This window comes from Microvirga sp. VF16, from assembly GCF_016864375.1.
GTDB lineage: Bacteria > Pseudomonadota > Alphaproteobacteria > Rhizobiales > Beijerinckiaceae > Microvirga.
This window is the reverse complement of record NZ_CP069359.1, coordinates 167,934-192,445: the sequence shown is the minus strand read 5'-3', so window position 1 is coordinate 192,445 and position 24,512 is coordinate 167,934. Positions and strand designations below refer to the sequence as shown.

The 24,512-nt window shown below is 60.5% G+C and carries 21 protein-coding genes and 1 pseudogene; 5 read left to right on the top strand and 17 right to left on the bottom strand.

Annotated elements, in window-relative coordinates; all coding sequences use genetic code 11:
* Positions 1–174: 174 nt before the first annotated feature.
* The 3 genes from JO965_RS46305 to JO965_RS46295 form a co-directional block, all read right to left on the bottom strand.
* On the bottom strand, positions 175–2,247 hold the full coding sequence (locus JO965_RS46305; protein WP_203448427.1) for an NADH:flavin oxidoreductase: 2,073 nt from the start codon (positions 2,245–2,247) through the stop codon (positions 175–177).
* Positions 2,248–2,280: 33 nt separating this feature from the next.
* Positions 2,281–3,120, bottom strand: coding sequence for a sugar phosphate isomerase/epimerase (locus JO965_RS46300; RefSeq protein ID WP_203448426.1), 840 nt, complete (start codon positions 3,118–3,120; stop codon positions 2,281–2,283).
* Positions 3,121–3,238: 118 nt separating this feature from the next.
* A complete protein-coding gene (locus JO965_RS46295) occupies positions 3,239–4,729 on the bottom strand; it encodes an FAD-dependent oxidoreductase (protein ID WP_203448425.1) in 1,491 nt (496 codons plus the stop codon).
* A 149-nt stretch (positions 4,730–4,878) separates the two neighbouring features.
* On the opposite strand from JO965_RS46295, the gene JO965_RS46290 reads away from it, so the two are divergent.
* Positions 4,879–5,880: an SIS domain-containing protein gene (locus JO965_RS46290; RefSeq protein WP_203448424.1), complete on the top strand. Its 1,002-nt coding sequence runs from the start codon at positions 4,879–4,881 to the stop codon at positions 5,878–5,880.
* Between the two features lie 19 nt (positions 5,881–5,899).
* Positions 5,900–6,610 carry a GntR family transcriptional regulator gene (locus JO965_RS46285; protein WP_203448423.1) on the top strand — a complete coding sequence of 237 codons (711 nt, stop codon included), beginning with the start codon at positions 5,900–5,902 and terminating at the stop codon, positions 6,608–6,610.
* Positions 6,611–7,082: 472 nt separating this feature from the next.
* Here the strand turns inward: JO965_RS46285 and JO965_RS46280 are convergent, their stop codons facing one another.
* The 3 genes from JO965_RS46280 to JO965_RS46270 all read right to left on the bottom strand — a co-directional run bounded on the left by JO965_RS46280 (position 7,083) and on the right by JO965_RS46270 (position 9,704).
* Complete coding sequence (locus JO965_RS46280) at positions 7,083–7,871, bottom strand: amino acid ABC transporter ATP-binding protein (RefSeq protein WP_371827065.1); 789 nt, start codon at positions 7,869–7,871, stop codon at positions 7,083–7,085.
* Positions 7,871–8,788 (bottom strand): amino acid ABC transporter permease, encoded by a 918-nt coding sequence (locus JO965_RS46275; protein ID WP_203448422.1) that lies wholly within the window; start codon positions 8,786–8,788, stop codon positions 7,871–7,873. Before JO965_RS46275 ends, JO965_RS46280 begins: the two co-directional genes overlap by 1 nt.
* 70 nt (positions 8,789–8,858) lie before the next feature.
* The gene (locus JO965_RS46270; protein WP_203448421.1) at positions 8,859–9,704 is read right to left on the bottom strand and encodes an ABC transporter substrate-binding protein; all 846 of its coding nucleotides are present in this window, start codon (positions 9,702–9,704) and stop codon (positions 8,859–8,861) included.
* A gap of 259 nt (positions 9,705–9,963) precedes the next feature.
* Between JO965_RS46270 and JO965_RS46265 the strand changes: the two genes are divergently transcribed.
* The 3 genes and pseudogenes from JO965_RS46265 to JO965_RS46255 form a co-directional block, all read left to right on the top strand.
* The gene (locus tag JO965_RS46265; RefSeq protein WP_203448420.1) at positions 9,964–11,052 is read left to right on the top strand and encodes a LacI family DNA-binding transcriptional regulator; all 1,089 of its coding nucleotides are present in this window, start codon (positions 9,964–9,966) and stop codon (positions 11,050–11,052) included.
* A gap of 248 nt (positions 11,053–11,300) precedes the next feature.
* Entirely contained in the window at positions 11,301–12,188 is an 888-nt protein-coding gene (locus JO965_RS46260; RefSeq protein WP_203448419.1) for a PfkB family carbohydrate kinase, read from the top strand.
* A 248-nt stretch (positions 12,189–12,436) separates the two neighbouring features.
* Positions 12,437–12,936: pseudogene (locus JO965_RS46255) on the top strand (helix-turn-helix domain-containing protein); the annotation flags it as partial.
* Between the two features lie 43 nt (positions 12,937–12,979).
* Here JO965_RS46255 and JO965_RS46250 read toward each other — a convergent pair.
* The 11 genes from JO965_RS46250 to JO965_RS46200 all read right to left on the bottom strand — a co-directional run bounded on the left by JO965_RS46250 (position 12,980) and on the right by JO965_RS46200 (position 24,068).
* Positions 12,980–13,912 (bottom strand): electron transfer flavoprotein subunit alpha/FixB family protein, encoded by a 933-nt coding sequence (locus JO965_RS46250; protein ID WP_203448418.1) that lies wholly within the window; start codon positions 13,910–13,912, stop codon positions 12,980–12,982.
* Between the two features lie 14 nt (positions 13,913–13,926).
* The gene (locus JO965_RS46245; protein WP_203448417.1) at positions 13,927–14,676 is read right to left on the bottom strand and encodes an electron transfer flavoprotein subunit beta/FixA family protein; all 750 of its coding nucleotides are present in this window, start codon (positions 14,674–14,676) and stop codon (positions 13,927–13,929) included.
* A 126-nt stretch (positions 14,677–14,802) separates the two neighbouring features.
* Entirely contained in the window at positions 14,803–15,159 is a 357-nt protein-coding gene (locus JO965_RS46240) for a hypothetical protein (protein ID WP_203448416.1), read from the bottom strand.
* 283 nt (positions 15,160–15,442) lie between these two features.
* Positions 15,443–16,345, bottom strand: a complete 903-nt coding sequence (locus JO965_RS46235; protein ID WP_203448415.1) for a LysR substrate-binding domain-containing protein — start codon at positions 16,343–16,345, stop codon at positions 15,443–15,445.
* Between the two features lie 207 nt (positions 16,346–16,552).
* Positions 16,553–17,857, bottom strand: coding sequence for an FAD-binding oxidoreductase (locus tag JO965_RS46230; RefSeq protein ID WP_203448414.1), 1,305 nt, complete (start codon positions 17,855–17,857; stop codon positions 16,553–16,555).
* 16 nt (positions 17,858–17,873) lie between these two features.
* A complete protein-coding gene (locus JO965_RS46225) occupies positions 17,874–18,608 on the bottom strand; it encodes an HAD-IA family hydrolase (protein WP_203448413.1) in 735 nt (244 codons plus the stop codon).
* Between the two features lie 27 nt (positions 18,609–18,635).
* Positions 18,636–20,681, bottom strand: coding sequence for an NADH:flavin oxidoreductase (locus JO965_RS46220; RefSeq protein ID WP_203448412.1), 2,046 nt, complete (start codon positions 20,679–20,681; stop codon positions 18,636–18,638).
* 110 nt (positions 20,682–20,791) lie between these two features.
* Complete coding sequence (locus tag JO965_RS46215; protein WP_371827062.1) at positions 20,792–21,577, bottom strand: amino acid ABC transporter ATP-binding protein; 786 nt, start codon at positions 21,575–21,577, stop codon at positions 20,792–20,794.
* A complete protein-coding gene (locus JO965_RS46210) occupies positions 21,561–22,400 on the bottom strand; it encodes an amino acid ABC transporter permease (protein ID WP_203448411.1) in 840 nt (279 codons plus the stop codon). The genes JO965_RS46215 and JO965_RS46210 overlap by 17 nt, the downstream gene beginning before the upstream one ends.
* Positions 22,397–23,143, bottom strand: coding sequence for an amino acid ABC transporter permease (locus JO965_RS46205; RefSeq protein WP_203448410.1), 747 nt, complete (start codon positions 23,141–23,143; stop codon positions 22,397–22,399). The genes JO965_RS46210 and JO965_RS46205 overlap by 4 nt, the downstream gene beginning before the upstream one ends.
* Positions 23,144–23,204: 61 nt before the next feature.
* Positions 23,205–24,068, bottom strand: a complete 864-nt coding sequence (locus JO965_RS46200; RefSeq protein ID WP_203448409.1) for a transporter substrate-binding domain-containing protein — start codon at positions 24,066–24,068, stop codon at positions 23,205–23,207.
* Positions 24,069–24,512 lie beyond the last annotated feature (444 nt).

Here is a 24,512-nt window from a genome sequence, read left to right as displayed (position 1 = left end):
GAACCGCTCACGCGTCGCGTGAGCTAGCCCGCCTACCGCCTCCGAGGCGGCGCTAAGCTGCCGGGCGAGCAACTGAACGGAAACACCACGGAGGCGAACCTATGGTTCTGCAAGCGGACGTCGTCGGGCGCGCCTTCGTCAGCAGCGCACCCACATAACCATGTCCTTAAGCGGTCAGAACTGCGCTCCGAGCCGGAGGGCATCCAGCATGGCGGCATGAACCGAACGACTGCTGATGGCGTCACCAATCCGATGCAGCTCAAAACCGCTCGTCGGGGGATCGCGCAGAGGTGACGTTCCAATGAGGGTTTCAATTTCCGTGACACCATCGTTCACAGAAAGGGGCCGCAATGCATCGAAGATATCGCTGACCGGTATCGTTCCGTGCTCGACAATGATTTGCTTATGGGCCGAGCTTAGCTCGCGGCCAGTCAGACGGTGACGCAAGACTGCCTCTCGTAAGCCATTTCGCGCGCTCACCGAAACCAGTTCGTATTCCAGCAGTATCCGCACGTCATGCTCGGCGAGCGCCTTCCGATAGGTGATACTTGAATGATGCTCCATCTCCGGCGCGATTGAAGGATCGCGCGCGACGAAGGTCACCGCCTTGCCCGCCGCCGCGATCTGGGCGGCAGCCGACGGCGCGGGATGACGCCCGGTCGCGTCATAGATCAACACGTCGTCCGCAACCTGCGCGGGGTTGCCCAAGGCATCAAACACGCTGAGGCACAACTCGCTGCCTGCGGCGGGACCGAAATCCGGGGTGCCGCCAGTAGCGACGATAACGAGGTCGGGCGCTTCGGCCAGAACGTACGCAGCCTCCGCATAGATATTGGGCCGGATATCCACGCCGAGCCGTTCCAGCTCGGCAATGCGCCAGTCGACAATGCCGATCAGGTCGCGTCGAAGATGGGTTTTTGCTGCAAGCACGAGCTGCCCGCCTAGGCGGTTGGTCGCTTCGAGGAGCACGACACGATGCCCTCGCTCCGCCAGCACGCGCGCCGCCTCCAGCCCTGATGGTCCGCCGCCCACGACGACTGCCTTGCGCCCCGCATGAGGTGAACGCTCGATTACTTGCGGCAGCCAGGTCTCGCGACCAGTTGCCGGGTTGTGGATGCAATGCACCGGGCGATAAAGACAGTGCGATGCACCGACGCAGGGACGGATTCGCTCCTCCCTGCCCGCCCGTAACTTGTTGACGATCTGCGGGTCCGCCATATGCGCCCGCGTCATGCCGACCATATCGACCAGTCCCGCATCAACGGCGTATCGCGCCGTGGCAACATCCGCGATTTTGGCGGCGTGCCAGACCGGGAGGCCCGTCTCGGCCTTGAATGCCCCGACTTGGTCAAGCCAGGGTGCGGACGGCGCCGTCATGTCGGGAATGTTGTAGACGAGCAGGTTGAGACGGGTGTCGAACCGTCCGAAGATGCAATTGAAGAAATCGACCAGCCCTTCGCGCTCCAGCATGTTGGCGACCTTGACCGCCTCGGCGAAGCTCAATCCCTCGTCATGGTCCTCGTCGATGGTATAGCGAATGCCGAGTGGATAATTGATCCCAACCTGGGTGCGGATCTCCTCGTAGACCATGCGCAGGAATCGCATTCGGTTTTCCAGGGAACCGCCGAATTCGTCTTTGCGGCGATTGACCATTGGCGACAAGAATTGGCCTATCAGGTGGCCGCCGGTCATTGTCTCGATGCCATCGAGCCCGCCCTCACGCGCCCGGCGGGCGGCCTGGCCGAACTCGCGCACGATGCGCGCAATATCGTGGCGATCCATCTCATGGGAGAAGCTGCGGTTATAATCCTCGCGCGAATGCGAGGGGCCAAGCGCGGGAAGCCACGCGCCTACCGTAGCGTTCGCTCGCCGGCCGACATGCGAGATCTGACACATCACCGCGGCGCCATGGCGATGAATGCGCGCTGAAAACTCCTGAAAGACCGGAATGATCGCATCGCTCGTGAAATCGAGCTGCGTGCCGCCCCAGCTCGTATCGGCGGAGATACGGGCGGAGCCGCCGAACATCGTCAGCGCCAGACCGCCTTTTGCCTTCTCCTCGTGATAGCGCTGATAGGCTTCGAGCGGATAGCCGCCGTCGTCGAGGGCGGTCTCGTGGCTGGTGCTCATGATTCGGTTGCGCAGATTGAGCCGGCCGATCCGCAGCGGCCGCAGCAGTGGATCCTTCTTCCCCCGTGCATCCGCCGCGGTCCCTGTCGGTTCACCGGACGGCTTCCGTTCCTCCATGTCACTCTCCCGCTTGCTTTTCCGTGCAGAGCCTTATGCCGGGCCGAGCGCGTTGCGCATGGCCTCGACGCATTGCTTCAAAGGTGGGGTGGGGTCGACATTGTATTTCCAGTTGGTCAGTTCTATTGACAGCGAGCCTTCATAGTTCTGGCTGCGGAGATAGGCGACCAGCTTGTCGAGATCGATGATGCCGTCACCCCAGGCAAGATGGCTGCCGCCGGCATCCGAGTCGGTGAAATGCACATGCGCGACGCGGCCGGCCAGATGAGTGAAATAGTCCTCCGGCTGCTCATGTGTCATCACCGCGCCTGCCACGTCGTAGACGGCGTAGAGCGCCGGACTGGCGAGCTTGTCCATCAACTCGCGGATTTCCTTCGCCGAGCGAACAATGTTTGCAAAGGACTCCGGCAGGGACTCCATCCAGAGATCGACGCCAAGTTTTTGTGCGCGGTCGCAGAGGATGCCCATCGAATCGACGCAACGCTCCAACGCTTCCGAAGCCGGCTCGTCGCGATAGCCGCCGCCCGCTGTCACCAGCAGAGCTGGCGCGCCACATTCTACAGCAAACTCCAGCGACTCCAGGAAATAGCGCACCGAACGATCGCGCAGCTCCCTTTCTTTGGCCGAGATATTGATAGGATAGATGCACTGCTCCGGTGTGAAGGCGACTATATCGAGCCCCATTTCGCGCAGCTTTTGCCCAAGCGCACGTGCCTCGGCTAGCGTCTTGTCGCCGATGTAGAAGTGCGGAGCAGCCGCCCATAACTCGATGCGAGAGACCCCGGCATCGCACACATCGGCGAGAAATCGGTCCATCGTATGCCGGACATAGTGAAAGTTCATTACGCTGATATTGCACTCGTCCAATGCCAATGTATTTCCTCCGCTGACGCCGCCGGCGCGGCGAGATCCAAAGACAGTCCGTCTGATCTAGTGAGAACGCTCTCAGCTTGTCTTACATGCTAGCATGCCCATGCTTCCCAAACGTGGCTCAGCGTATTGCTAGCCGAAGTCCGAATTCGAGCGATGTTTCCTTGACGAAGTCCGCGACCTGTGCGGCCGTCTCCTCCGGCGTCCAGCCTAGATGCGGAGCGGCCAGTTTTGCGGCCGTTTCTGCATGGCTGAGGCCGAGATCTGGCTCCCATCCGACGGAAAGGCGACGGCGCAGAATGTCCGAGAGAGTGCGGGCCTGTTCGTTCAGAACGGCATGGGCGACAGATGCCTCCGTAGCACGATCCATGTCCTCCGCCTGCAGGGGCGCCGGATCGAACGGACGGGGCGGTCCAGTGGGTTTCATCCGGCGGGCCACCGCGCGGGTGAGCCTCCGCCCGGCGTCGCGATGTGTCATGAGCAGCCCGCCGGTGAAGGTGAAGACATTCGGCAATCCCTCGGCGGTGAGGTCATGCTCGCGGACCGCCGGTGCCGAATTCTTTCCGTCGCTGGCGAGACTGCGCGGCTGCACGCCCGCCCAGGAATAGAGCACGTCATCGCGGCTCAGGCCGAGGCCGGGAAAAAGCTGCCCCAACTGATTAAGGATGGCGGTGATCTCAGCCTCCGTTGCCCGGAACCCTTCGGGCCTGCCATCTGAGGCCGAGTCCCAGGGACCAACATAATGAAGCTCGCCCCACGGAATCAGGTAGAAGGGCGCACCGGCAGCGGTGACGGTCTCGAATCCAATACCGCGCAGGGTCTCGGGCAGACGCAAGACGATATTTGTGCCTTTTTCGCCGGTGTTCTTGCGAATATGCGGCGCACCTGCGAGGGCAGTAATCTCATCGACCCACACGCCCGCGCAGTTTACTACGGCGCGCGTCAGGACGTCGCGCGATCCATCGGCCGTCGTCAGTGTGATCCTCCAAAGGTCGCCTTGGCGCACGAGGGCGGTTACTGCGGTATGGTTTAGCGCATCCATGCCTATGGCGCGCGCCTTCATGATGGTGTCGACGACAATGCGTTCGGGCCAATGGTACTGGTATTCGGTAAAGGTCATGGCTCCACGAATACCATCGAGTCTTGCCATGCCATGCAAGGCCGGATGCGCCCGCGCCTCCTCGGCGGAAAGGATCCGAAGGTCCAAAGGAACCTCGCCGCCGTCGCACTCCTTCATCAATCGGAAGGCAAGCCACGCCTTCCATCGCGGAATGGCATTTTCCCGCGTTAGGGGAATGATGAAGCGTACGGGCTTTACCCGTTCGGGCGTGGTGCGGACGAATTCCGCACGGCCTCGCATCGCACGGCGCATGAGACTGAAACACTCGATTGCGCTGCGCGGGCGGGAGAGAAAGGCGGCGATCGATCCGCTGGCGGCGGACAAATAGCCGAGACCGCAGTGCTGCAACCGCGAGGTCTTGCTGGACGTCCCTGAACCGTAATCGTTACGCTCGACGAGCAGCGTGCGATAGCCGGCCGCCGTCAGATGTTGACCTGCGGCCGCAGCGATGATGCCGCCGCCGACCACCACGATATCGTAGGTCTGGGTCACATTGACTTCCCGTCTCACAGGCGCCAAGCCCGATGCACCTGACGCCGCATATGAGAACGTTCGCACAAGTCTATCGCCGGCGTCAAGCGTGCTTGACAGGGGCCGAATAGAAATAATACGTATTAAGACGTCATATAAAAGGTATGCTCATGTCCCTCCCCTCGGCCTTTGACCGCGGCGTCGTCGCGGCCCTCTCCGCCCTTGACGCTAAGTCTGTGAAGCATGTGTTCTTCGTCGCCTGCGGCGGCTCTTTGTCGATCATGCATCCGGCCAAGTTTCTCATGGACCAACATTCGCCGCTGCCGTCGGATGTCTATAATGCCGCCGAATTCACCACACGCGCCCCGCGCTCGCTGGACAAGAACTCGCTAGTCGTCCTGTGCTCGATGACTGGCACGACCAAGGAGACCACCGCCGCCGCTGAGTTCGCGCGCTCAAGGGGCGCGGCGACCATCGGCCTGACGGTCGAGCCTGCCTCCCCGCTTGCCAAGGCAGTCGATTACGTCGTGGGCTTTGAAGCCCCTTACACGACTGGCGTGCCAATCAACGCCAAAGACAGCAACTATTCTCGGATCTACCAGATCGTGATGGGCCTCGTTGCACTCACCGGCGGTGAGGACCTGACCGCAACGCTGATCGACAGCCTTTTTGCTTTGCAGCCGGCCATTGACCGTGCACAAGCCTCCTTCGCATCGATGTTCGAGGACTATGCGCCCCGCTTTGCCAAGGAAGATGTGATCTATACGGTCGCTAGCGGGGCGAGCTTTGGAGCGGCCTATTCCTTCGCCATTTGCGTGCTCATGGAAATGCAGTGGATCAACAGCCAGGCGATCCATGCCAATGAATTTTTCCATGGTCCCTTCGAGGTTCTGGACAAGGACCGCGCCTTCATCCTCATGAAGGGCCTCGATAGCACGCGGCCGCTCGAAGAGCGCGCGGACGAGTTCCTGCACCGATTCGGCTCTGCAGAGAACATTCTGGTTCTCGATGCCGCAACGCTTGATCTCTCCGGGATTGATCCGCTCTTCCGCGGCAATGTGGTGCCGTTGATCTTCTTCGACACACTGTGGCGTTTCGCCTATAAAATCGCCGAGCTTCGCAAGCACGAGATGCTCGAAGGCCGACGCTATATGAAGAAGATCGTCTACTGATCGAATATGGAAAAGGCGGATGGAAGACCAGGCAGACCTCTTGCCACTCTATGAGCAGGTCCGGCGTTCGATCTTGGCCGGCATCGAGTCCGGCCAGTTCGCCGAAGGCAGTTTTCTGCCGGCGGAACCGGAGCTGATGTCGCTCTACGGCGTCAGCCGGATCACCCTCAGGCGCGCCATTGGCGATCTCTGCGCTGATGGCCGTCTGCAGAGGCAGCAGGGGCGCGGCACGGTGGTCATGCCGGGCAAGGTGCGGCAGACTCTGGTCTCACTCTCCGGCTTTTCCGAAACTATGGACGGCTTGGGCCGCAAGGCGGGCCACCGCATCCTCTCCCGCGAAGACGATGCCGCTGCGCCGGCCATTCGCGACCGCCTGCAGGCGGAAGCGCTGATCCGCTTCGACCGACTATTGGAGGACGACGGGAGACCAATGACGCTGGAGACGCTGTGGTTTGACCCCACGCGTTTTCCGAAGGTCGTTGAGCCGGTCGCCGCCGGCGGGTCCTTTTTCGCTGCGCTGCGCGACAAGGCGGGCATCGTGCCGTCCCATGCTGAGCGGCAGATCGACGTCGGGTTCCCCTCGGCCGAAGAACGCGGCATCCTTGCCATAACCGCCACCCAGCCGGTCTATCGGATCGAAAAGATCGTCACCGATGCACAAGGGCACCCGCTCGCCCTGTCGCAACTCGTCACCCCCAGCCATCTGGTCACCTATACGATCAAGACCTGAAAGGTTCGACACGCAGGTATTTGTCGCTTCCCGTCACGCGGCCCCTTCAGGACCGTCGTGATTGAGGCGCCGTGCACCGCGCAGCTTGGGCCTATGCCTGCCTCCAAGGCCGCAGTGTAGTGCGACTCCGCAGACGGCGAGGCGCAACTCATCACCCTGCTCGGCCGCGGGTTCACCGGGCCGATAGTGAGGGAGATGGTCGGCACCTTCACACAGAATACGGCTCTCGCGTCATCACAACCCGCAGTGCGAGGCGAGTGGCCCTTTTCGACGGTTCGCCCTTCTGGCGCGGTCCTGACGGCGTAAGATAGCCGCAGATCCTGGCCTCAACACGTCTATCGTGGCGCAGCGTCGCGGAAGAACTGCTGACCGTCAACGCCGGGCGCTCGCCCCGCACTTTACCGAGGCGCATCTGGCGGCGCCTCCCTCAACCTTCTCGCCTCCTCCGCACTTGCGAACTCTGGCTGAGGCTTTACGCATCAGCCAGAACCCGCGCCAGGAAGGCGCGCGTGCGGTCATGCTGCGGGCGCGTTAGCACCTCAACCGGTTGGCCTTGTTCGACGATTACACCACCGTCCATGAAGATCAGGTGATCGGCAACGTCGCGCGCAAAGCCCATTTCATGCGTGACGACGACCATGGTCATTCCGTCATCAGCAAGCTGGCGCATCACGGCCAGAACCTCGCCCACCAACTCGGGATCCAGTGCCGAAGTCGGCTCGTCAAACAGCATAACATCTGGCTTCATCGCCAGGGAGCGAGCGATGGCTGCGCGCTGCTGCTGGCCGCCGGAAAGCTGTGCGGGATAGTAGCTTGCACGCTCGTTCATGCCGACGCGCTCCAGAAGCACCATTGCCTCCTCGACCGCTTTCGCACGCGGCACGCGCTTGACGAGGACCGGAGCCTCAATGACGTTTTCAAGAACCGTCTTATGTGGGAAGAGATGGAAGCCCTGGAAAACCATGCCCATACGCTGGCGCTGGCGGGCGAGTTCGTTGAAGCTCATCTCGTAGAGCTTGTCGCCCTTCCAACGCACGCCAACAGGTTCGCCATGCAGGAAAACCGCGCCGCCCGTAGGCTTTTCGAGGTAGTTGAGGCAGCGCAGAAGCGTGCTTTTGCCCGATCCGGAGGGGCCGACGATACAGGTAACATCGCCGCGCATCACCGCGACGTCGATGCCGCGCAGCACTTCATGCGCGCCGAAACTCTTGCGCAGGCGCTCGACTTTCAGCAGCGGCTCGACGTCCTGATGATTATTCATCATAGCGCCTCCTGCTGGCGCGCGAACAGACGGAAAGCAAAGAACCCGCCGGAGTTCTTCGCATTATGTTCAGCTTTCAACCGGTGCTCGACGGCATGTTCGACGACCGTTAGGATCGTGGTGAGCACAAGATACCATATAGTCGCGACGAGCAGCAGCGGCACGGTCTGGTAGGTGCGGGCATAAACCATCTGCGCGGAGTAGAGCAGGTCCGGCAGCGCCAGCACGGACACGAGCGAGGTGAATTTCAGCATCGAGATTGTGTCGTTGCCGATTGGCGGGATGACGATGCGAAGCGCCTGAGGCAGCACGATGCGGCGTAGCATCTGCCCGCGAGTCATGCCGAGCGTGGCAGCCGCTTCCGTCTGGCCGACATTGACCGCCTGGATACCGGCGCGGATCATTTCGGCGGCATAGGCGCTTTCGGTAAAGGCAAGGCCCATGATGGCGGCGCTGAAGGGGGTAATCAGCGCGTTGGTGTTCCAGGACAGGAGCTTTGGCCCATCAAAGGGAATCCCGATCGAGATCTCGGGCAGCAGAAGCGCGAGATTGTACCAGAAGATCATCTGAACCAGCGGCGGCACGCCGCGGAAGAACCAGATCCAGCCCCAGCTGACGGACTGGAAAACGCGGCTGCCCGACAGGCGCATGATCGCGAGCACGATGCCGATCGCAAGGCCCAGTATCATGGCGATAAATGTCAGCAGAAGCGTCATGCCCAAGCCCGACAGGATGGCTGGGTTGAACATGTATTCGGCAACTACGGACCACTGCATGTTCTTGTTTGTAACAAGTACCTGCAGGAAGACAACCGCAAAGATCGCTAGAACTACGCCCCCGAACCAGTGGCCGATCTTCGGGACTGCAATAGGCTTGAGTTCATGGATCGAGGGGCGGTGTGACGGTACGTCAGACATCGTCGTTCCTTGCTGCCGATCTCGGAGCGTCTATCCCGGCCCGAGTATACCTTCGGGCCGGGACCGGACCTTAAAGATCAGCCGGGCGCTCTTCTGTGATGAGAAGCGCCTTGGTGAGCATCCCAGAGTCGTTGATTCCCCACTTGGCCATGATCTTCTCATAGGTGCCGTCATCGATCATTGACTGGATCGTGTCGGTTAGGACCTGTCCAAGCGGATCACCCTTGCGGACGCCGATGCAGCTATTGACGGGCTGCAGAACCAGCTCCGAAACCTTCAGGTCAGAGGTTTGCTTGGCCATATAGTTAAGCTTGACCGAGCCGCCCACCGTCGCTTGGGCGCGATTGGAGCGAACCGCGAGTTCGGCTTGCGCCTGCGTTCCATGCGTCTGCATGACCACCGGTTTGTCCTTGCACTCCTTAGCGTTCAGCCGCTCCAGAAGGCCGATATCCCAGGAACCGTTCAGCACAGCAACTGTCAGGCCGCATGCATCGGCTGCGGACTTGATATCGAGTTTGCTGTTCGTCGGATAGGCAAACGAGGTGCCGATCTTGCGCTGGGAAACGAAGTCGAGCGTTTTCAGGCGCTCTGGAGTGGTGCCGAAGGATGAGAAGCCAGCATCAAAGCGCTTGGACTGTAGGCCGGGAATGATGGCATCGAAGCTCGTGCCTTGGAAGGAGAAGGGTACGCCGAGGCGCTGTTGCATCTCCTTGGCGATATCGACACTCCATCCCTTGAGCTGGCCGTCGGAATCGACGAACTCGTCGGGCGCCCAGTCGTTGAATACCGCGGCCTTGATGCCGCTGTCCTTGTACTCCTTAGGCAGGGCATTGTGCAGAGCGGGAATGACGTCAGCAAGCGCCGGCATCGCCAGCACCGCGCTTAGGGCACAACCAGCCAGAATGGATTTGAACATTATATCCTCCTTGTGGCGAACCTGGCGGGTCCGCGATTGCGTTCTCTGGTTCCCTTTGTATATGACAGCGAGAACGTTCTCACATATGAGACACAGAGAGTCCGTGTCCGTCAAGCAGCGTTTTGCACGGAATTGGGTTCTAGATACGTTGAAAACAGCGCTAGATTTGATAACACCGATGTAGGGATGCCGTTTTATGCGGAGCACGCATGATAAAATTCTCATTCGGCATGCCCGAGATGTGAGAGGAAAGTGCGACTTGGCTCCGACAACTAAGGCGACGATCGCAGATGTTGCGCGGGCAGCTGGCGTTTCAACGGCAACTGCGGGACGTGTGCTCGGCGGCTACGGCTATACCAGCGAGGAGAAGAAGGAGCAGGTTCTCAAGGCTGCTCAGGCTCTCCGCTACAGGCCCAACGCGCTCGCCCGTAGCCTCATCACGGGAAAGACCCGGACGCTTGGTGTAGTGGCCGGCGACATCCAGAACCCGTTCTACGCGTCCGCTCTACGCGGAATCTCCAATGTGGCCGAGGCGAACGGCTTCGGCCTTTTGATCACCAATAGTGACGAGGATCAGGCGAAAGAGGTTCACTCGGTGGAGCTTCTGGCGCAGAAGCAGGTGGACGGACTGATCGTCACTACCAGCGATACACGCAAGGCGCGGCACCTGCACAGTCTCCGGGCGACGGGCATGCCGCTTGTGCTGATCGACCGCGCCGTTGCCGGCCTGATGGTCGACCGTGTGGCAACCGACAACATCGCCGCAGCCGAACAGGCCGTGCGCCATCTGATTGCGGCAGGTCATCGCCAGATCGGTATCGTGGCAGAGCTCGTTGACGAGGAGAGCGGCGGACTGGACATGTTTCTGGCTCGTGCGGTCGCCGGCGACCCGATCGAGAGCGAGACGCTTTATCCAAGCTGGCAACGCCTTCTCGGCTACATTCGAGCGCACCGGATCGAGGGGCTGCCTTTGGATCCGCGCCTGACGCTGCGGGCCGGAAGCTATTCCGCCCTTGCCGCACAGGCGGTCGTTTCGCGTCTGATGACAGCGCCCGATCCGCCGACGGCGCTCTTCACGACAGACGGTACCATGTCCGAAGGCACCATGCGGGCACTGACCGAACTGAACCTGTCCATCCCGCAGGATCTCTCGCTCATCTGCTTCGACGATCTGGACTGGATGAGCTTTCACCGTCCTGGCATCACAAGCGTTGCGCAACCACACTTAGCTATGGGTGAAGCTGCGGCGCGGATGCTGCTGGAGCGCATTCGTGGCGAGAATTATCCGCCACGGACAGTGCTGATGCCAGCTGAGCTGATGGAACGCGGGTCTGTCGCACGGCTCTGACCCAAGAGTGGATTCTGGAGCATTACTGGTCCCTTACGGATGAAGGTGGCTCCCCTGTTGATGCGCGTTTTCTAACGCAAAACTGCGCCCCCTGCCGCAGCTGCTCCGAGCCCACCCCGCTCAACCTTATCCGCCTTTTATTGGCCCTGCTCGCCGGCGGTATCCTCGTCATGGGAATCCATTTGCCTTTTGCGACGCGATTCACTATTTGAGAACGTTCTCAGTTCCTTCTCAGGAGAGTCTGCACAGTGTCGCGAATCGTCAGAATCCTTGCCTTCGGTGACAATGTGGTCGATTGCTACCGTGATCAGAACCTGATGTTCCCTGGTGGGAACTGCGTGAACCATGCTGTCTTTGCCCGGCGGGCTGGCGCCGACACGGCCTATGCTGGCGCAGTCTGCGACGATGATGCCGGACGCCTGATCCGTCGTGCGCTTATTGATGAGGGTGTTGACGTTTCATTGCTGCGGATCGAGCCCGGGCAAACTGCCTATTGCGTGATCGAGACGCAGGATGGCGACAGAGTTTTCGTCGGCGCGAACCTCGGCGTATCGATCATCGCACCCTCAGATGACGACCTCGCAAGGCTCTCGGATTTCGATGCCGTTCACACAGGCCGGTCAAGCCATGTCGATGCTTGGCTGCCGCGGTTCGCCGGACTGACGAAAGTCTCTTACGATCTCGCTACCGTTCACGACCCCAAGCGCATCAAGCAAGTCGCCCCCCATTGCTTCCTTCTCGCCTTTTCGGCTGGCGGCACAACGCGCGAGGAGGCCCTGGCGCTGGCGCAACGCGCGCGGGCGGCGGGAGCGCGATGGAGCCTCGTCACCCGCGGGGTCGAAGGCGCTCTTCTTATCGGTGAAGCGGGTGTGTTTGAAGTACCTGCACAAGCCGTCGATGCTGTAGACACACTGGGTGCCGGCGATACCTATATCGCTAGTGTCCTCGTCGGGTTGCTCGACAAGCGCCAACCTGAAACGATCCTGAAGGAGGCTGCGAATGCCGCCGCAAAGACCTGCATGATGCGCGGCGCCTTCGGACATGCCGCCCCTATGAGCGTAGATCTTTCGAATATGATGAGTCTAGAGGAGATTTATCGCACTACTAGCCCTGCAAGAGCGCCAGCGGAGATCTAACGGCGGTTGCTTCGGCGACGATGTCACGGCACGCTGAATAGGTCCCAAGACGGCTTGATTGGCTGGTTTCACGCGCGCACTCGCTGCGGCGCTCCACGCCGTCATCGTCTGTAGACGGTGAAGATGGGTAGCGAGGTGTTGATTTCCACCTGGAACTGACCCAGGTGGGCGCGTAATTTCCACTGAGAATTGACCCATGTGAACCTTCCCCAAAGCGGAGCGCGGCGGGGGGTGCCGGAGTGATCCACATGGGACTTTTGAACATCATCCGACGCATGGCATTGCGGGAGAAGCTGCCGATCCGGGAGATCGCACGGCGGACCGGCCTGTCTCGCAACACCATCAAGAAGTATCTGAACGCTGGCACGATCGAGCCGAGGTTCGCGACGCCTGAGCGGCCGAGCAAGCTCGATCCGTTTGCCAAGAGGCTGGCGGCGTGGCTGAAGACGCAAGTCGGCAAGTCACGCAGCAGCGCCGGACGCTCAAGCAGTTCCATGCCGACCTTGTGGCGCTCGGCTTCACCGGCTCCTACGGCCGGGTCGCCGCCTTTGCCCGGGAGTGGCGGGTGGATCGGCAGCGCGAACAGCAGACGACGGGTCGCGGCACCTTCGTCCCTCTGGCCTTTCGCCCGGGCGAGGCGTTCCAGTTCGACTGGAGCGAGGACCACGCCGTCCTGGGTGGGGAGCGCACGAAGCTTCAGGTCGCCCATATCAAGCTGGCACACAGCCGGGCCTTCCTGCTCCGGGCGGTGTTGTCATGTCTGGATGGCGCCCGCACCTCCTCGTTGCCGCTCATCGAAGTGCGTCCTCCAGTTCCGGCAGGATCTGGAAGAGGTCGCCGACGAGGCCGTAGTCGGCCACCTGGAAGATCGGGGCCTCCTCGTCCTTGTTGATCGCGACGATCACCTTGGAATCCTTCATGCCGGCCAGATGCTGAATGGCCCCTGAAATCCCCACCGCGATGTAGAGATCGGGCGCCACCACCTTGCCGGTCTGGCCCACCTGCCAGTCGTTGGGAGCATAGCCCGCATCCACCGCCGCGCGCGAGGCGCCCATCGCCGCGCCGAGCTTGTCGGCGATCGGCTCGATATAGGTGGTGAAGTTCTCCGCCGAGCCGAGAGACCGGCCGCCCGAGATGATGATCCGGGCCGAGGTTAGCTCCGGCCGGTCCGTCTGGGCGATCTCCTCACCCTTGAAGGACGACACGCCGGGGTCCTCGGCGGCATTCACCGTCTCGATGGCGGCAGAGCCGCCCTCGCCGGCTGCCGGGAAGGCTGCCGTGCGCACCGTGATCACCTTCTTGGCGTCGGTGGCCTGCACCGTCTGGATCGCATTGCCGGCATAGATCGGACGCTCGAAGGTGTCGGGTGCCACCACCTTGATGATGTCGGACACCTGCATCACGTCGAGCAGCGCCGCCACGCGCGGCATCACGTTCTTGCCCTTGCTGGTGGCGGGCGCCACCAGAGCGTCGTAGGAGCCGGCCAGCGACCCGATGAGGGCCGCGGTCGGCTCGGCGAGCTGGTGCTCATAAGCAGGCGCGTCGGCCAGCAGCACCTTCTCCACGCCCTCACACTTGGCGGCCGCTTCGGCCGCCGCCTTGGCATTGGAGCCGGCGACCAGCACGTGCACCGGAGCCCCCAGAGCCGTGGCGGCCGAGAGCGCCTTGTGGGTGGCGTCCTTAAGGTGAGCGTTGTCGTGCTCGGCCATCAGCAATGTGGTCATTGTCTTGGTCTCCCTTAGAGCACGCCGGCTTCGGTCTTCAGCTTCTGGACGAGTTCGGCCACCGAGCCGACCTTCACGCCCGCCTTGCGGCCGCCGGGCTCGGCGGTCTTGATCACCTTCAGACGCGGCGACACGTCGACACCGAGCGTCTCCGGCGAGGTTTCGTCGAGGGGCTTCTTCTTGGCCTTCATGATGTTGGGCAAGCTGGCATAACGCGGCTCGTTGAGGCGCAGATCCGTGGTGACGATGGCCGGCAGCTTCAGGCCCACCGTCTGCAACCCGCCGTCGACCTCGCGGGTGACGTCGATGGAGCCCTCGCCCACGTTGACCTTGAACGCGAAGGTGCCCTGCGGCCAGCCGAGGAGGGCGGCCAGCATCTGGCCGGTCTGGTTGGCATCGTCGTCGATGGCCTGCTTGCCCAGGATGACGAGATCGGGCTTTTCCTGCTCGACCACCTTGGCCAGGATCTTGGCGACGGCGAGCGGCTCGATGGTGGCGTCGGTCTTGACCAGGATGCCGCGGTCGGCGCCCATGGCGAGCGCGGTGCGGATCGTCTCGCCGGCCTGTTGCGGGCCGATGGAGACGGCGACGATCTCGGTGGCCTTGCCCTGCTCCTTCAGGCGAACCGCTTCTTCCACGGCGATTTCGTCGAAGGGATTCATGGACATCTTGATGTTGGCCAGTTCCACGCCCGACCCGTCCGGCTTCACCCGGATCTTCACGTTGTAGTCCACAACCCGCTTCACACACACAAGAAGCTTCATGGTCCGTCTTTCCCTATGAAGTGCATTGGCCCGGCACATCCGGTCTGATGGCGCCTACTGACTTCGACTGAGCCGTTCCGCGGCCGATCGGGAAAGGCAGGAGGCATTTCCTGCCTTTGTGATGCATCAGCCAGCGAACATGCCCGCTGCTCGCAACTGGCTTTTGATATCGCTCAGGCTCCCTTCGTACTCCCAGGTTTGGACAGTGTCGTGCGGGCACTCGATGAAGATGTAGTCCTCGGTCACGGACAATATGCGATCGACCTTGATGACCTTCTCGACGTAATCCCTGGGAGGCAGATCATCGATGATGAGCGTTCGATCGGCATCATAACCATGATACACTTTTGTCGGTCGCACTCGGGCACTGATGTACTTCATCCTGGCTTGTCTCCAGTCGTAATCCAGGTTGCATGATTCAGACTCGGCTCCGGCGCTACCGTAGCCCGAGAGTCGCGTGAACCGGTCGACAACGCCGTTCATGCGCGGCTACAGCCGGGCGACGCACAGTGGAATCGACGGGCCTGAGACCATCGGGGACGAACGCCGAAGAGGAACTGGAGAGGCGAGCGCTAGACGGAAAGCACCTCGAAACCTGTGCCGGCAGTGCGGCAGCCCGCGCGATGAACACTGGCAGGATCGTTGCTCGACGCCGCTCGAAAGCGCACCTCTTCAATTACCGTTGGCTGACCAAGTAAGCAGGAATGTTGCTCCCGGCAAAATCGAATCCTCGTCTATCAATATGCACCCTCATTATAATGGCTCGTCAAACCGGCAGTTCGCTCAGAACCCTTTCCTTCAGCTCTCGCATCGTCTCGATGAGAGCCTCCATGGCCGGACTGGACGGCCGTGTTTCCGGTCTGATCAGGCTTACTCGAAAGGGGATGGTCGGCGCCAGCGGAAGCACCCTCACCTGCTCGGACTTCTGCAGAACTGCCGTAAACGGGTCGATGATGGCAACACCGAGCCCGCGCTTGACCATCGAATAAGCGGGGGCCGACAGGTTGGTTTCGTAAGTGTAGTCTGTTTCGACACCGGACGATCGGGAGGCCTGATCGAACAGGTTACGCCCAGGGGCGAACGCGGAATATGAGATGAAGCGCGTGTTGGACAGATCCTCCAACCCAAGGCTCGTGCGGTCGGCAAACGGATGGCTTTCCGGAACGGCCACGACATAAGGCGCGGTGCTGAAAACCTCGACTTTGAACCCGGAGCGCCGATAGGGCATCTCGGCAAAGCCAAAGTCGATCTGCTGAGCTGCAGCATATTCCTCCACCCTGGCAGACGTCCTCACGGTCAGAGTCACTTTGATGTTCGGCCAGTCCGAATGGTACTGCGACAGCGCATATGGGATGAAGTCGATCCCGAGCGCGGGCATCGTTGCCACGCTGATCTCGCTCACCTCGCCTTTTGTCAGCCGCAGAGCGGAGGTCCGGAGTGAGTCCAAGGAGACATAAGCGCGCTCTATTTCCGTCAGCAAGGCGTGCGCCTGGGGCGTCGGCGTCACCAAACCCTTGCGCCGCTCGAACAACTGAACGCCCAGCTCGTATTCAAGCTTGTCGAGCAACCGGCTGACGGCAGGCTGGCTGCGTCCGAGGATCTGGGCTGCACCGCTGACCGTTCCGGCCATCATTACAGCACGAAATGCAGCAAAATAACTCAAATTCATAACGACGCCCGGGTCCACTCAGGCGAAAGTTGCACGAGCGGGGCCGCAACATCAAGCCGGATGCCGGATCATCACAGGAAGATGCGGGAGAGGCTTTCGACAGAACGGAGCCGGTTCTCCGCTCGGAGACACAGTCCAAGCACGGCCGCACTCAGATGCCTCTGGCTTTCGTCGTCCGCTGAGGCTGTCCCCCTTCAGGGATTTGTATCAAAGACCGACCGCATCGAGAAACTGGTACCATCCCGCCACGGCGCGAATGGCCGGCTCCCTCACGACATGGAGTGGGACGGGCCTGAGTCCCGATGATGTGACGAGGCCCAGATCCGGGCTCTCGCCGACCGCCAATGCGGCTACGTATTTTCCCATCAACGACGACAGTGCCACGCCCGAACCATTATACCCGGCAGCATATATGACCCTGTCGTGGTGCTTGCCCAGATGCGGCAGACTGTCGAGCGTCATCGCGACGAGGCCGGACCATCGATGCGTCACTTCGATGTCCCTGAGTTCGGGGAACTGCCGCACCATCGCCTTGTGAAGAGCCAGAAAAGCGGATTCCGAATCTTTTTTTCCGAAGGCTCCTCGGCCGCCATACAACAGCCGCCCTTGCGACTTGCGAAACCACCGCATCATTCGCCTGGTTTCCGTATAGCTGCGGCCATGGCAAAGTAGATGTTCGGCGCTTGTCCCCTCCAGCGGCTTCGTGGCGATTATGGCCGAACGAAATGGAATGATGCTTTTCTCGATGGACCGTGTGGCCGGTGAGATATTGGAGTAGGAGTTGGACGCCAGGACGACTTGCTTGGCGCGTATGGCCCCTTGCGTCGTTTCGAGAATGACGCCGTCGTTCTCGAGTTTCAGACTGAGCACGGGCGTCTGCTCGCAGATCGTGATTCCTTCCCGCAACAGTCCGTCGGCCCACCCGAGCGCAAAGTTGAGCGGATGAATGACACCGCCGTGCCTGTTGAGCATACCTCCCATAAAATCTCCGGATCCCGTCTCTTCCCGCAGATCTCCCGCCGATAGGATGCTGCACGCCTTGTCGCCAAGAGCTGAGTTGAGCCACTCGCACTCTTCCTCAAGCCCCTTGAGCGATGCCGCGTTATGGGCGCACCGCAGCGACCCACTCGGTTGATACTGCGCCGCCGCGATCTGATATTCGTCGACCAGGGTACCGATATGCTCGATGGCTTCGATCCCAAGCTGGTGCATCCGGCGCGCCGTTTCCAAGCCGTACCGGTTGCCTATATCCCTGAAGGCTACTCTGAACTTGCCCGATACAACGCCTCCGTTGCGGCCGCTGGCGCCCCAGCCGATATGGTTGGCCTCCAGGACGACTGGCGCCAACCCCTTTCGGGCGAGGTACTGGGCCGAGGACAGACCGGTATAGCCTCCGCCGATGATCGCCACATCGAACCGATCTGCGCTCCTGAGGCGACTGAATGTTGGCTTGGCCGAAGCCGTTGCCTGCCATAGAGAGTGGCCAATGGGCGCAGATGCGTGAGACGACATAGCGGATGCTCCCCGTTCAAGCGTGTTCAGCCTGCCTTATCGAAGCAGCGCGCAGCTCCGCATCAACGGCGTCGGCGAGTTGTGCGAGAGTCGCGAAGTGGAAGTCGGGAGTCTCCACCTTCTCTGGAACAGGCGTTCCGCCAAAGCCTTTCAGGCCCTGCCGACGTTCGATCCAGCAGGTTGCATAGCCGAGCTTCTTGGCGATGCCGATATCATGATACTGGCTTTGCGCGACGTGCAGGATTTCAGATTGCTTGTACCCAAACGCCGACTGGCGCCCCTTGTTGAAGGCGAAGAAGTTCGGGTCGGGCTTTGCACAGCCCGTTTCGTCGCAGGTCACGCTGTCATGGAACGGATTCCCCAACGTTTCCGAATAGGCCGAGAAGGCTGTCCGATCCGCATTCGTCATGGCGACGAGGCGGAAATTCTTCCGCAGACGCCGGAGCGCGTCGACGGAATCCTGGAAGGCCGGATGCCGGAGCATGGCCAGCTGGAATGAATCCGCGGTGCGCTCCCCCGCATCCAGATGCAGTCCCTTGGCCATGTAGAGGTAAACGTCCCTCATCGCGGAGGAGGAGCGTCCGTAGTAGACGTCGCGGCCGCGCAGGTAAGGTTCGAAGATCTCGTCGTCAGACAGGTTTTTCGCCCGTTCTCCGCCAAGCGTGCGCGTGGCGGTCAAGACACCCGTCTCAAAGTCGACAAGCGTTCCGACAACGTCGAAGGTCATAACCTTGAAGTTTGTGAGTTTCATCGTCTTCCCCATTTTTCCTGTGAGACCTTAGAGAACACTGCAGATGCGGTACGCGTCGAGCATAGCCGAATGGATGTTCCGGCTGGCTACGGCGTCTCCGATACGGTGGAGCTCGAACCCCTTGTCCCTCAGCTTTGGCTGGGGCTGCATCGTCAGGAGTGCTTTGATATCGGTTACGCCGTCGTTGACGGATTGCGGCCGCAGACCCGCATAGACATCGTCCATCGGCACCGTGCCCTGCTCCGCGACGACATGGTCGACGTCAACGATGATCTCCTGCTGGGATACTTCGCTGACAAGTCTGGCCTGCAGGCGATTGTCCGAACGGGCAACGCCCACCAGCCTGGTGTCGAAGATGGGGCTGACGCCAACCTCCAGGAGCCGCTTTTTCCAGCGGAACCTCTCGGCGTAGGTCAGCTCCTCGGCAATCTGGCCGTCAATCGAACAGTAAACGATGTTCATTCCCTGAGCTGCGAGCTTCTCGGCCGCCAACGGAGCCGGATGACGTCCGGTGCCGTCGTAGACGAGCGCAGTTCCCGAGGTCGGACTATGCCCAGTGATCACGTCCCAGGTGGTGAGGCAAAGATCAGCTCCGGAGGTCAGATCGATGTTGGGCAGACCTCCCGTTGCGACGATGACGACATCGGCATTGAGAGCTTGGATGTCCGATTCCTCCATATAGGAGTCGGTATGCACATGGACGTTCAGACGCTCGAGCTCGGACGCGCGCCAGTCAACAATGCCTTTGAGATCACGGCGCCATGATCCCGTTGCTCCAATGAGGATCTGCCCACCTAGTTGCGGCGCAGCCTCATGGAGCGACACCTCGTGGCCGCGCTCCGCACAGATCCGCGCCGCCTCGAGACCAGCGGGCCCGCCACCGATCACGACGATGCGGCGCGGCGGCCCCTCTGCCCTTGCGATCTTGTGCTGAAGCAGCATTTCGCGGCCTGTTGCGGGATTGTGGAGGCAGGAAGGCCGTTGTGGCGACTGACAATGCGTAGCGCCGACGCATGGGCGGACCTCGTTTTCGCGCCCGGTTCGAATTTTCTCGACGATATAGGGGTCAGCGATCTGGGCCCGCGTCATGGCAGCCATGTCGAGCTTGCCTTCCGCAATCGCGTAGCGGGCGGAGGCCACATCGGCGATACGGGCTGCGTGGAACACCGGCAACCCGACTTCCCTTCTGAACTGACCGATCGGCTCCACCCACGGAGCGATCGGCGAGCCCATGCCGGGCATATTCTGCTCGGCGAGGCCACGGAACGTGTCCATGGAACCGTAAACAGCGTTGATGAAGTCAACGGCGCCGGAATCTTTCAGGATCAACGCGATCCTGACGCAGTCCTCGAACGACAGCCCGCCGGTGGCCTGCTCATCGACGGTAAACCGCATACCGATCGCGAAATCGTCTCCAACGGCTTTTCGAATAGCCTCGTGGACCATCAGCGCGAATCGGCAGCGGTTTTCGAGGCTGCCGCCGAAACGGTCCGTCCGCCGGTTCGTGAGGGGTGACAGGAACTGGCCAATCAGGTGGCCCGCGGCAAGCGTTTCCAGACCGTCGAGCCCCCCTTCCTTGCATCGCCTTGCAGCCTCGGCATAGGCGCGCACGACACGCTGGATATCGTGTTCATCCATTTCTTTGGGAATGCTGCGATGGAGGGTTTCCCGGATCACCGAGGGAGCGATCGTCGGAAGACGATCGCCTGCATAGGGATCGCCGCGTCGCCCCAGATGCGTGATTTGGCACATGAGTGCCGCGCCGTGGCTGTGCATGCGCTCGCTGAACTGCTGGAAATAGGGGATGATCCGGTCGTCCCCGACATTGAGCTGCCGGAAGATGTTGGGCGAGTCCCGATCGACGTTGGAGGAACCGCCGAACATGGACAGGGCGAGCCCGCCCTTCGCCTTTTCGGCATGGTAGAGCTGGTATGCTTCGCCCGGCATTCCGCCTTCTTCGAGGCCGCAGGCGTGACTGGTACTCATGATCCGATTGCGCAGCGTAAGCTTTCGGATCGTGAGGGGCTGAAGAAGGGGATCCTTCGTGATCTGCCGGTGGGTCGCGTTGTCCATGTTGATCTGCCGTTTTCTGACAATAAGGGTCCATTCGGCCAAACTGCTGTCTGGCCGCTCCGGATACCTGGAAGTTACGATCGTTGCTTCGGGCGCGAGCCCGGGTCCTGTTACAAGACTTGGCTTAGGAAGCGCCTGGTTCTCGGGTCCTTCGCGTTGCTGAAGAGTTCCGCCGGTGGGCCATGTTCGACGATGACGCCGCCGTCCGTGAAATAGACATGGTCAGCGACTTCCCGAGCGAATCCCATCTCATGGGTCACAAGAATGCAGGTCATGCCTTCGGAGGCCAGCTGCTTGATGGTGATGAGGACCTCTTTGACGGTTTCCGGATCAAGGGCCGCCGTGACCTCGTCGAAGAGCATCAGGTCGGGGCACATCGCGAGGCTGCGAGCTATTGCAACCCGCTGCTGCTGCCCGCCCGACAGCTCGCCGGGATAGGCATTTTCCTTGCCTTCCAGCTTCACCTTGGAAATGAGCTCACGAGCGCGCTCCTCGACCTGCCGCCTCGGTTCCTTGAGAACGAGAAGCGGGGCCATCATGACGTTCTCAAGCGCTGTCTTGTGCGGGAACAGATTGTATTGCTGGAAGACGATACCGACCTTCCGCCGAAGCGCGATCACGTCGAGTTTGGGATCGTTGACTTCAATGCCGTCAACCCTGATCGAGCCGTGCTGAATGCTGTTCAGTCCGTTGATGCACCGGATGAGGGTCGATTTACCCGAGCCGGATGGGCCGATGATGCAGATCACCTCCCCTTTCCGCACATCGAAGCTGATGCCCTTCAGGACCTCGAGCGAGTCGTAAAACTTGCGGACGTCGCGAAGCGCGACGATCGGCATGTCGGATGTCCAAGTGCGGGGGACACCTCCCTCCATGGTGCTATTGAGAGACAGCATATTTCTGCTCGAGCTTTCTCGTCCAAAGAGCGATCGGGTAAATGTATGCAAAGAACAGGCACAGCAGGAAAAGGTAGAATGGGAGAAGGAAATCCGGCCTTCCTCCACCGGCCTCCATGGCCGCCTGAGCGTTGCCGACTGCCTCGTGGACTCCAAGGATGGAGGCCATCGGCGTCGCGAGGGTGAGCAGCGCGTACCAGTTCATCCATGGCGGGATGGAGCGTTTGACGCACTGCGGCAATATGATGTGCACCATTGTCTGCCACCTGCTGAAGGCAAGTCCTTCTGCTGAATCCCACTGCCCGGTCGGGATCGATCTGATAGCGCCGCGGACAATCTCGCTGATGTTGCCCATCACCGGCAGGGAGAAGGCGAACGTTGCCTTGATCCAGTCCGGAATGATGGCTTTCTCTCCTCCCGGCAGGCGCATTTCGACTGGAAGGAGGTACATGACCATAAACAGGATGACGAGCCAGGGGGCATTCCGGAAGAGATGGGTCACAAACTTCGCCATGCCCCGGATTACGGAGATCTGACTGACCTGTGCTATCCCCAGCGCGACGCCCAATACGGTTGCGATGGCCATGGCAAGAAAGCTCATCAGCAGGTTAAGGCTGAATCCTTTCAGGATGAAAGGCAGCCAGAGCACCAAGGTATCGATCGCCGACAGGTTCGTGTCGGTTGCTCCGCGATCCTTCATCTGAACGACTGCGAAAACGATCAAAAAAATAAGGAGGAGAATGGCGCCGTGATACCAACGGATCCCGGAGAGGGAATATTGCGCCGCGCTAGCATGGCCGGTTTCGGTGCGCGTCTGCGTCATCGTCCGAACCCCGGCAGTGCGAGTTTCCGTTCCACAAAGCTCATTCCCGCACCGAAAAGAGTAACGACGGAGACGTAGAATACGAACAGAATCAACATCATCTCGGGCACGTTGATGCTGTCGGACCATACCTGGTTGAGAACGTATGTCATTTCTGGGACGGCGATCACGTATGCCAGCGAACTGGTCTTTGCCAGGCTAATCAGATTGCTCGCGAGCGATGGCAGGCAGATCCTGAAGGCGAGGGGCAGGGTCACATGCCGGTACGTCTGCCACTTTGTCAGGCAGAGGCTTTCCGACGCCTCCAGCGTGGTTCGGGGGACGGCTTCCAGGCCGGACCTGAGTATCTCCACGTTATATGCACCGCCGAAGATCCCGAGTGCGATGACCGCCCATGCGAAATTGGAGATCAACGGCTCGGTATAACCGCCCATATCGACCTGCGGCGTGAAAGCGCCCAACCCGAAGTAGAAGAACAGGAGCTGAATCATTGGCGGCGTGTTCCGGAACGCCTGGATATAAGCGTTGATGACGCCGCGCAGCACGCGCGATCCCAACCCCTGCGCCCAGGCACCCAGAACACCGATGACGAGCGACAGGATGATCGCCCCGAACATCAACTGCAGTGAAATGACAGCTCCCGAGAGAAACCGTTCATATTCATAGCGGTCATAGAAGACGTTGAAGTTAAACCCCGTCTTTTCGTACAGGTCGTGAAAGAAGGGGGCGATCAACTCAAACATACCATCTCCGCTTCCCGTTGCTTGAAGGGCGATCAGGTCAGTTCATGACACGGTCGCTCGTCTACTTCCCGCCCTCGAGATAAGACGCATCCCACCGGTGCTTCTCATGCAGCTGAGCGAACCAGTCCGAAGGCTTCAGCTTGTACTTGCCCTCAAGCTCCACGAGCTTACCGGACGCTTGCCAGCGATAGGCCATGCCCGTCATGAAGACACCCCACGGCCTGTCGAGCTCCTCAAGGGGGACAGCGGTCGCCCACGGGTTGTTGTAGAGCACGGAGACCGGCATCTCGTACTCGGCCCACTCGGAGGTTTCCAGATCGGCCATGATGCTTACGTCATCGTAGAGCCACGCGACGCACTTGCCGGAGCGCAGTGCTTCCTTACCTTCCGAGTTGCCCGCGAAAGCGACGATCCTGACCTTATAGTCCTGTTCGACTTTCTTGTTGTAGGCGACACCCTGCTTGGCACAAACCGGCTTGCCTTCAATATCTTTCCAGTCCTTGACGACACCCTTTTTCGCCATCAGGGTCGGACCCGACGTCCAGTAGGCCGGCTCGATGATGCCGACAGCCTTCCGACGCTCGGCAGTATCGTACATGCCTCCGATGATCAGATCGATCTTGCCTTGCTGTAAGAACTGAATCCGGTTCGCTGAGTTGATGATGACCGTCTCGAGCTTAACGCCCAGCTTGTCGGCGACATCTTTGGCCAAATCGACTTCGATGCCCTGCATGGTGCCGTCTGGAGCAGGATAGGACCATGGCTTGAATGCCCCCTGCACGCCGATGCGGACGACGCCTCGCTCAAGAATTTCGCTCAGGCGCGTTTCGGCAGCCTGCGCAGGGAGAGTCGAGAGGATCGCGCAAGTGCCAGCTGTCAGCGCAACAAGGGACCATTTGCCATCCAAATTAGAATGCTTTCCCATACCTTCATCCTCTCTGTCTGTTCCCACGTTTTTATAATTTGTAGGTTTCGCGTTCGAAAGCCTTTGGCGAGCGGGCAGCCTTGACGCCATCGTCTCTCTTACGCTTCCCTAACCTTTCCAGACTCAGGCAGGCGAGTACCTTTGGCCTTTGTCCAATGGGGCCCGGATTGGGGCGCCTACGACAGATTACAGGGGTGCCAAGACGATCAAAATAGAAACTTTGCCGACTGGTATGCACAATCTGCATACTGATCTGTGTACGATCACCGCCGAAAGTGCCAATCACGGGGCGGAGAGCTCCTGTGCTTCCTTCCCGATAGCTTTTCTCCGAGAGAAGACGGCGTCGGCAACGAGGCAATTCCAAAATGCGGATGGTCCCTTGAAAATGGTCGATCCTGAAATGGCCTTGAGCCGATACGATGGTAGCCGAGAGGAGGCTGAAAA

Bases quoted from the DNA above. Each gene is read 5' to 3' on its own strand.
- JO965_RS46305 (WP_203448427.1), bottom strand. From the start codon at position 2,247: ATGGAGGAACGGAAGCCGTCCGGTGAACCGACAGGGACCGCGGCGGAT.
- JO965_RS46290 (WP_203448424.1), top strand. From the start codon at position 4,879: ATGTCCCTCCCCTCGGCCTTTGACCGCGGCGTCGTCGCGGCCCTCTCC.
- JO965_RS46285 (WP_203448423.1), top strand. From the start codon at position 5,900: ATGGAAGACCAGGCAGACCTCTTGCCACTCTATGAGCAGGTCCGGCGT.
- JO965_RS46280 (WP_371827065.1), bottom strand. From the start codon at position 7,871: ATGAATAATCATCAGGACGTCGAGCCGCTGCTGAAAGTCGAGCGCCTG.
- JO965_RS46275 (WP_203448422.1), bottom strand. From the start codon at position 8,788: ATGTCTGACGTACCGTCACACCGCCCCTCGATCCATGAACTCAAGCCT.
- JO965_RS46270 (WP_203448421.1), bottom strand. From the start codon at position 9,704: ATGTTCAAATCCATTCTGGCTGGTTGTGCCCTAAGCGCGGTGCTGGCG.
- JO965_RS46250 (WP_203448418.1), bottom strand. From the start codon at position 13,912: ATGACCACATTGCTGATGGCCGAGCACGACAACGCTCACCTTAAGGAC.
- JO965_RS46245 (WP_203448417.1), bottom strand. From the start codon at position 14,676: ATGAAGCTTCTTGTGTGTGTGAAGCGGGTTGTGGACTACAACGTGAAG.
- JO965_RS46240 (WP_203448416.1), bottom strand. From the start codon at position 15,159: ATGAACGGCGTTGTCGACCGGTTCACGCGACTCTCGGGCTACGGTAGC.
- JO965_RS46235 (WP_203448415.1), bottom strand. From the start codon at position 16,345: ATGAATTTGAGTTATTTTGCTGCATTTCGTGCTGTAATGATGGCCGGA.
- JO965_RS46230 (WP_203448414.1), bottom strand. From the start codon at position 17,857: ATGTCGTCTCACGCATCTGCGCCCATTGGCCACTCTCTATGGCAGGCA.
- JO965_RS46225 (WP_203448413.1), bottom strand. From the start codon at position 18,608: ATGAAACTCACAAACTTCAAGGTTATGACCTTCGACGTTGTCGGAACG.
- JO965_RS46220 (WP_203448412.1), bottom strand. From the start codon at position 20,681: ATGGACAACGCGACCCACCGGCAGATCACGAAGGATCCCCTTCTTCAG.
- JO965_RS46215 (WP_371827062.1), bottom strand. From the start codon at position 21,577: ATGCTGTCTCTCAATAGCACCATGGAGGGAGGTGTCCCCCGCACTTGG.
- JO965_RS46210 (WP_203448411.1), bottom strand. From the start codon at position 22,400: ATGACGCAGACGCGCACCGAAACCGGCCATGCTAGCGCGGCGCAATAT.
- JO965_RS46205 (WP_203448410.1), bottom strand. From the start codon at position 23,143: ATGTTTGAGTTGATCGCCCCCTTCTTTCACGACCTGTACGAAAAGACG.
- JO965_RS46200 (WP_203448409.1), bottom strand. From the start codon at position 24,068: ATGGGAAAGCATTCTAATTTGGATGGCAAATGGTCCCTTGTTGCGCTG.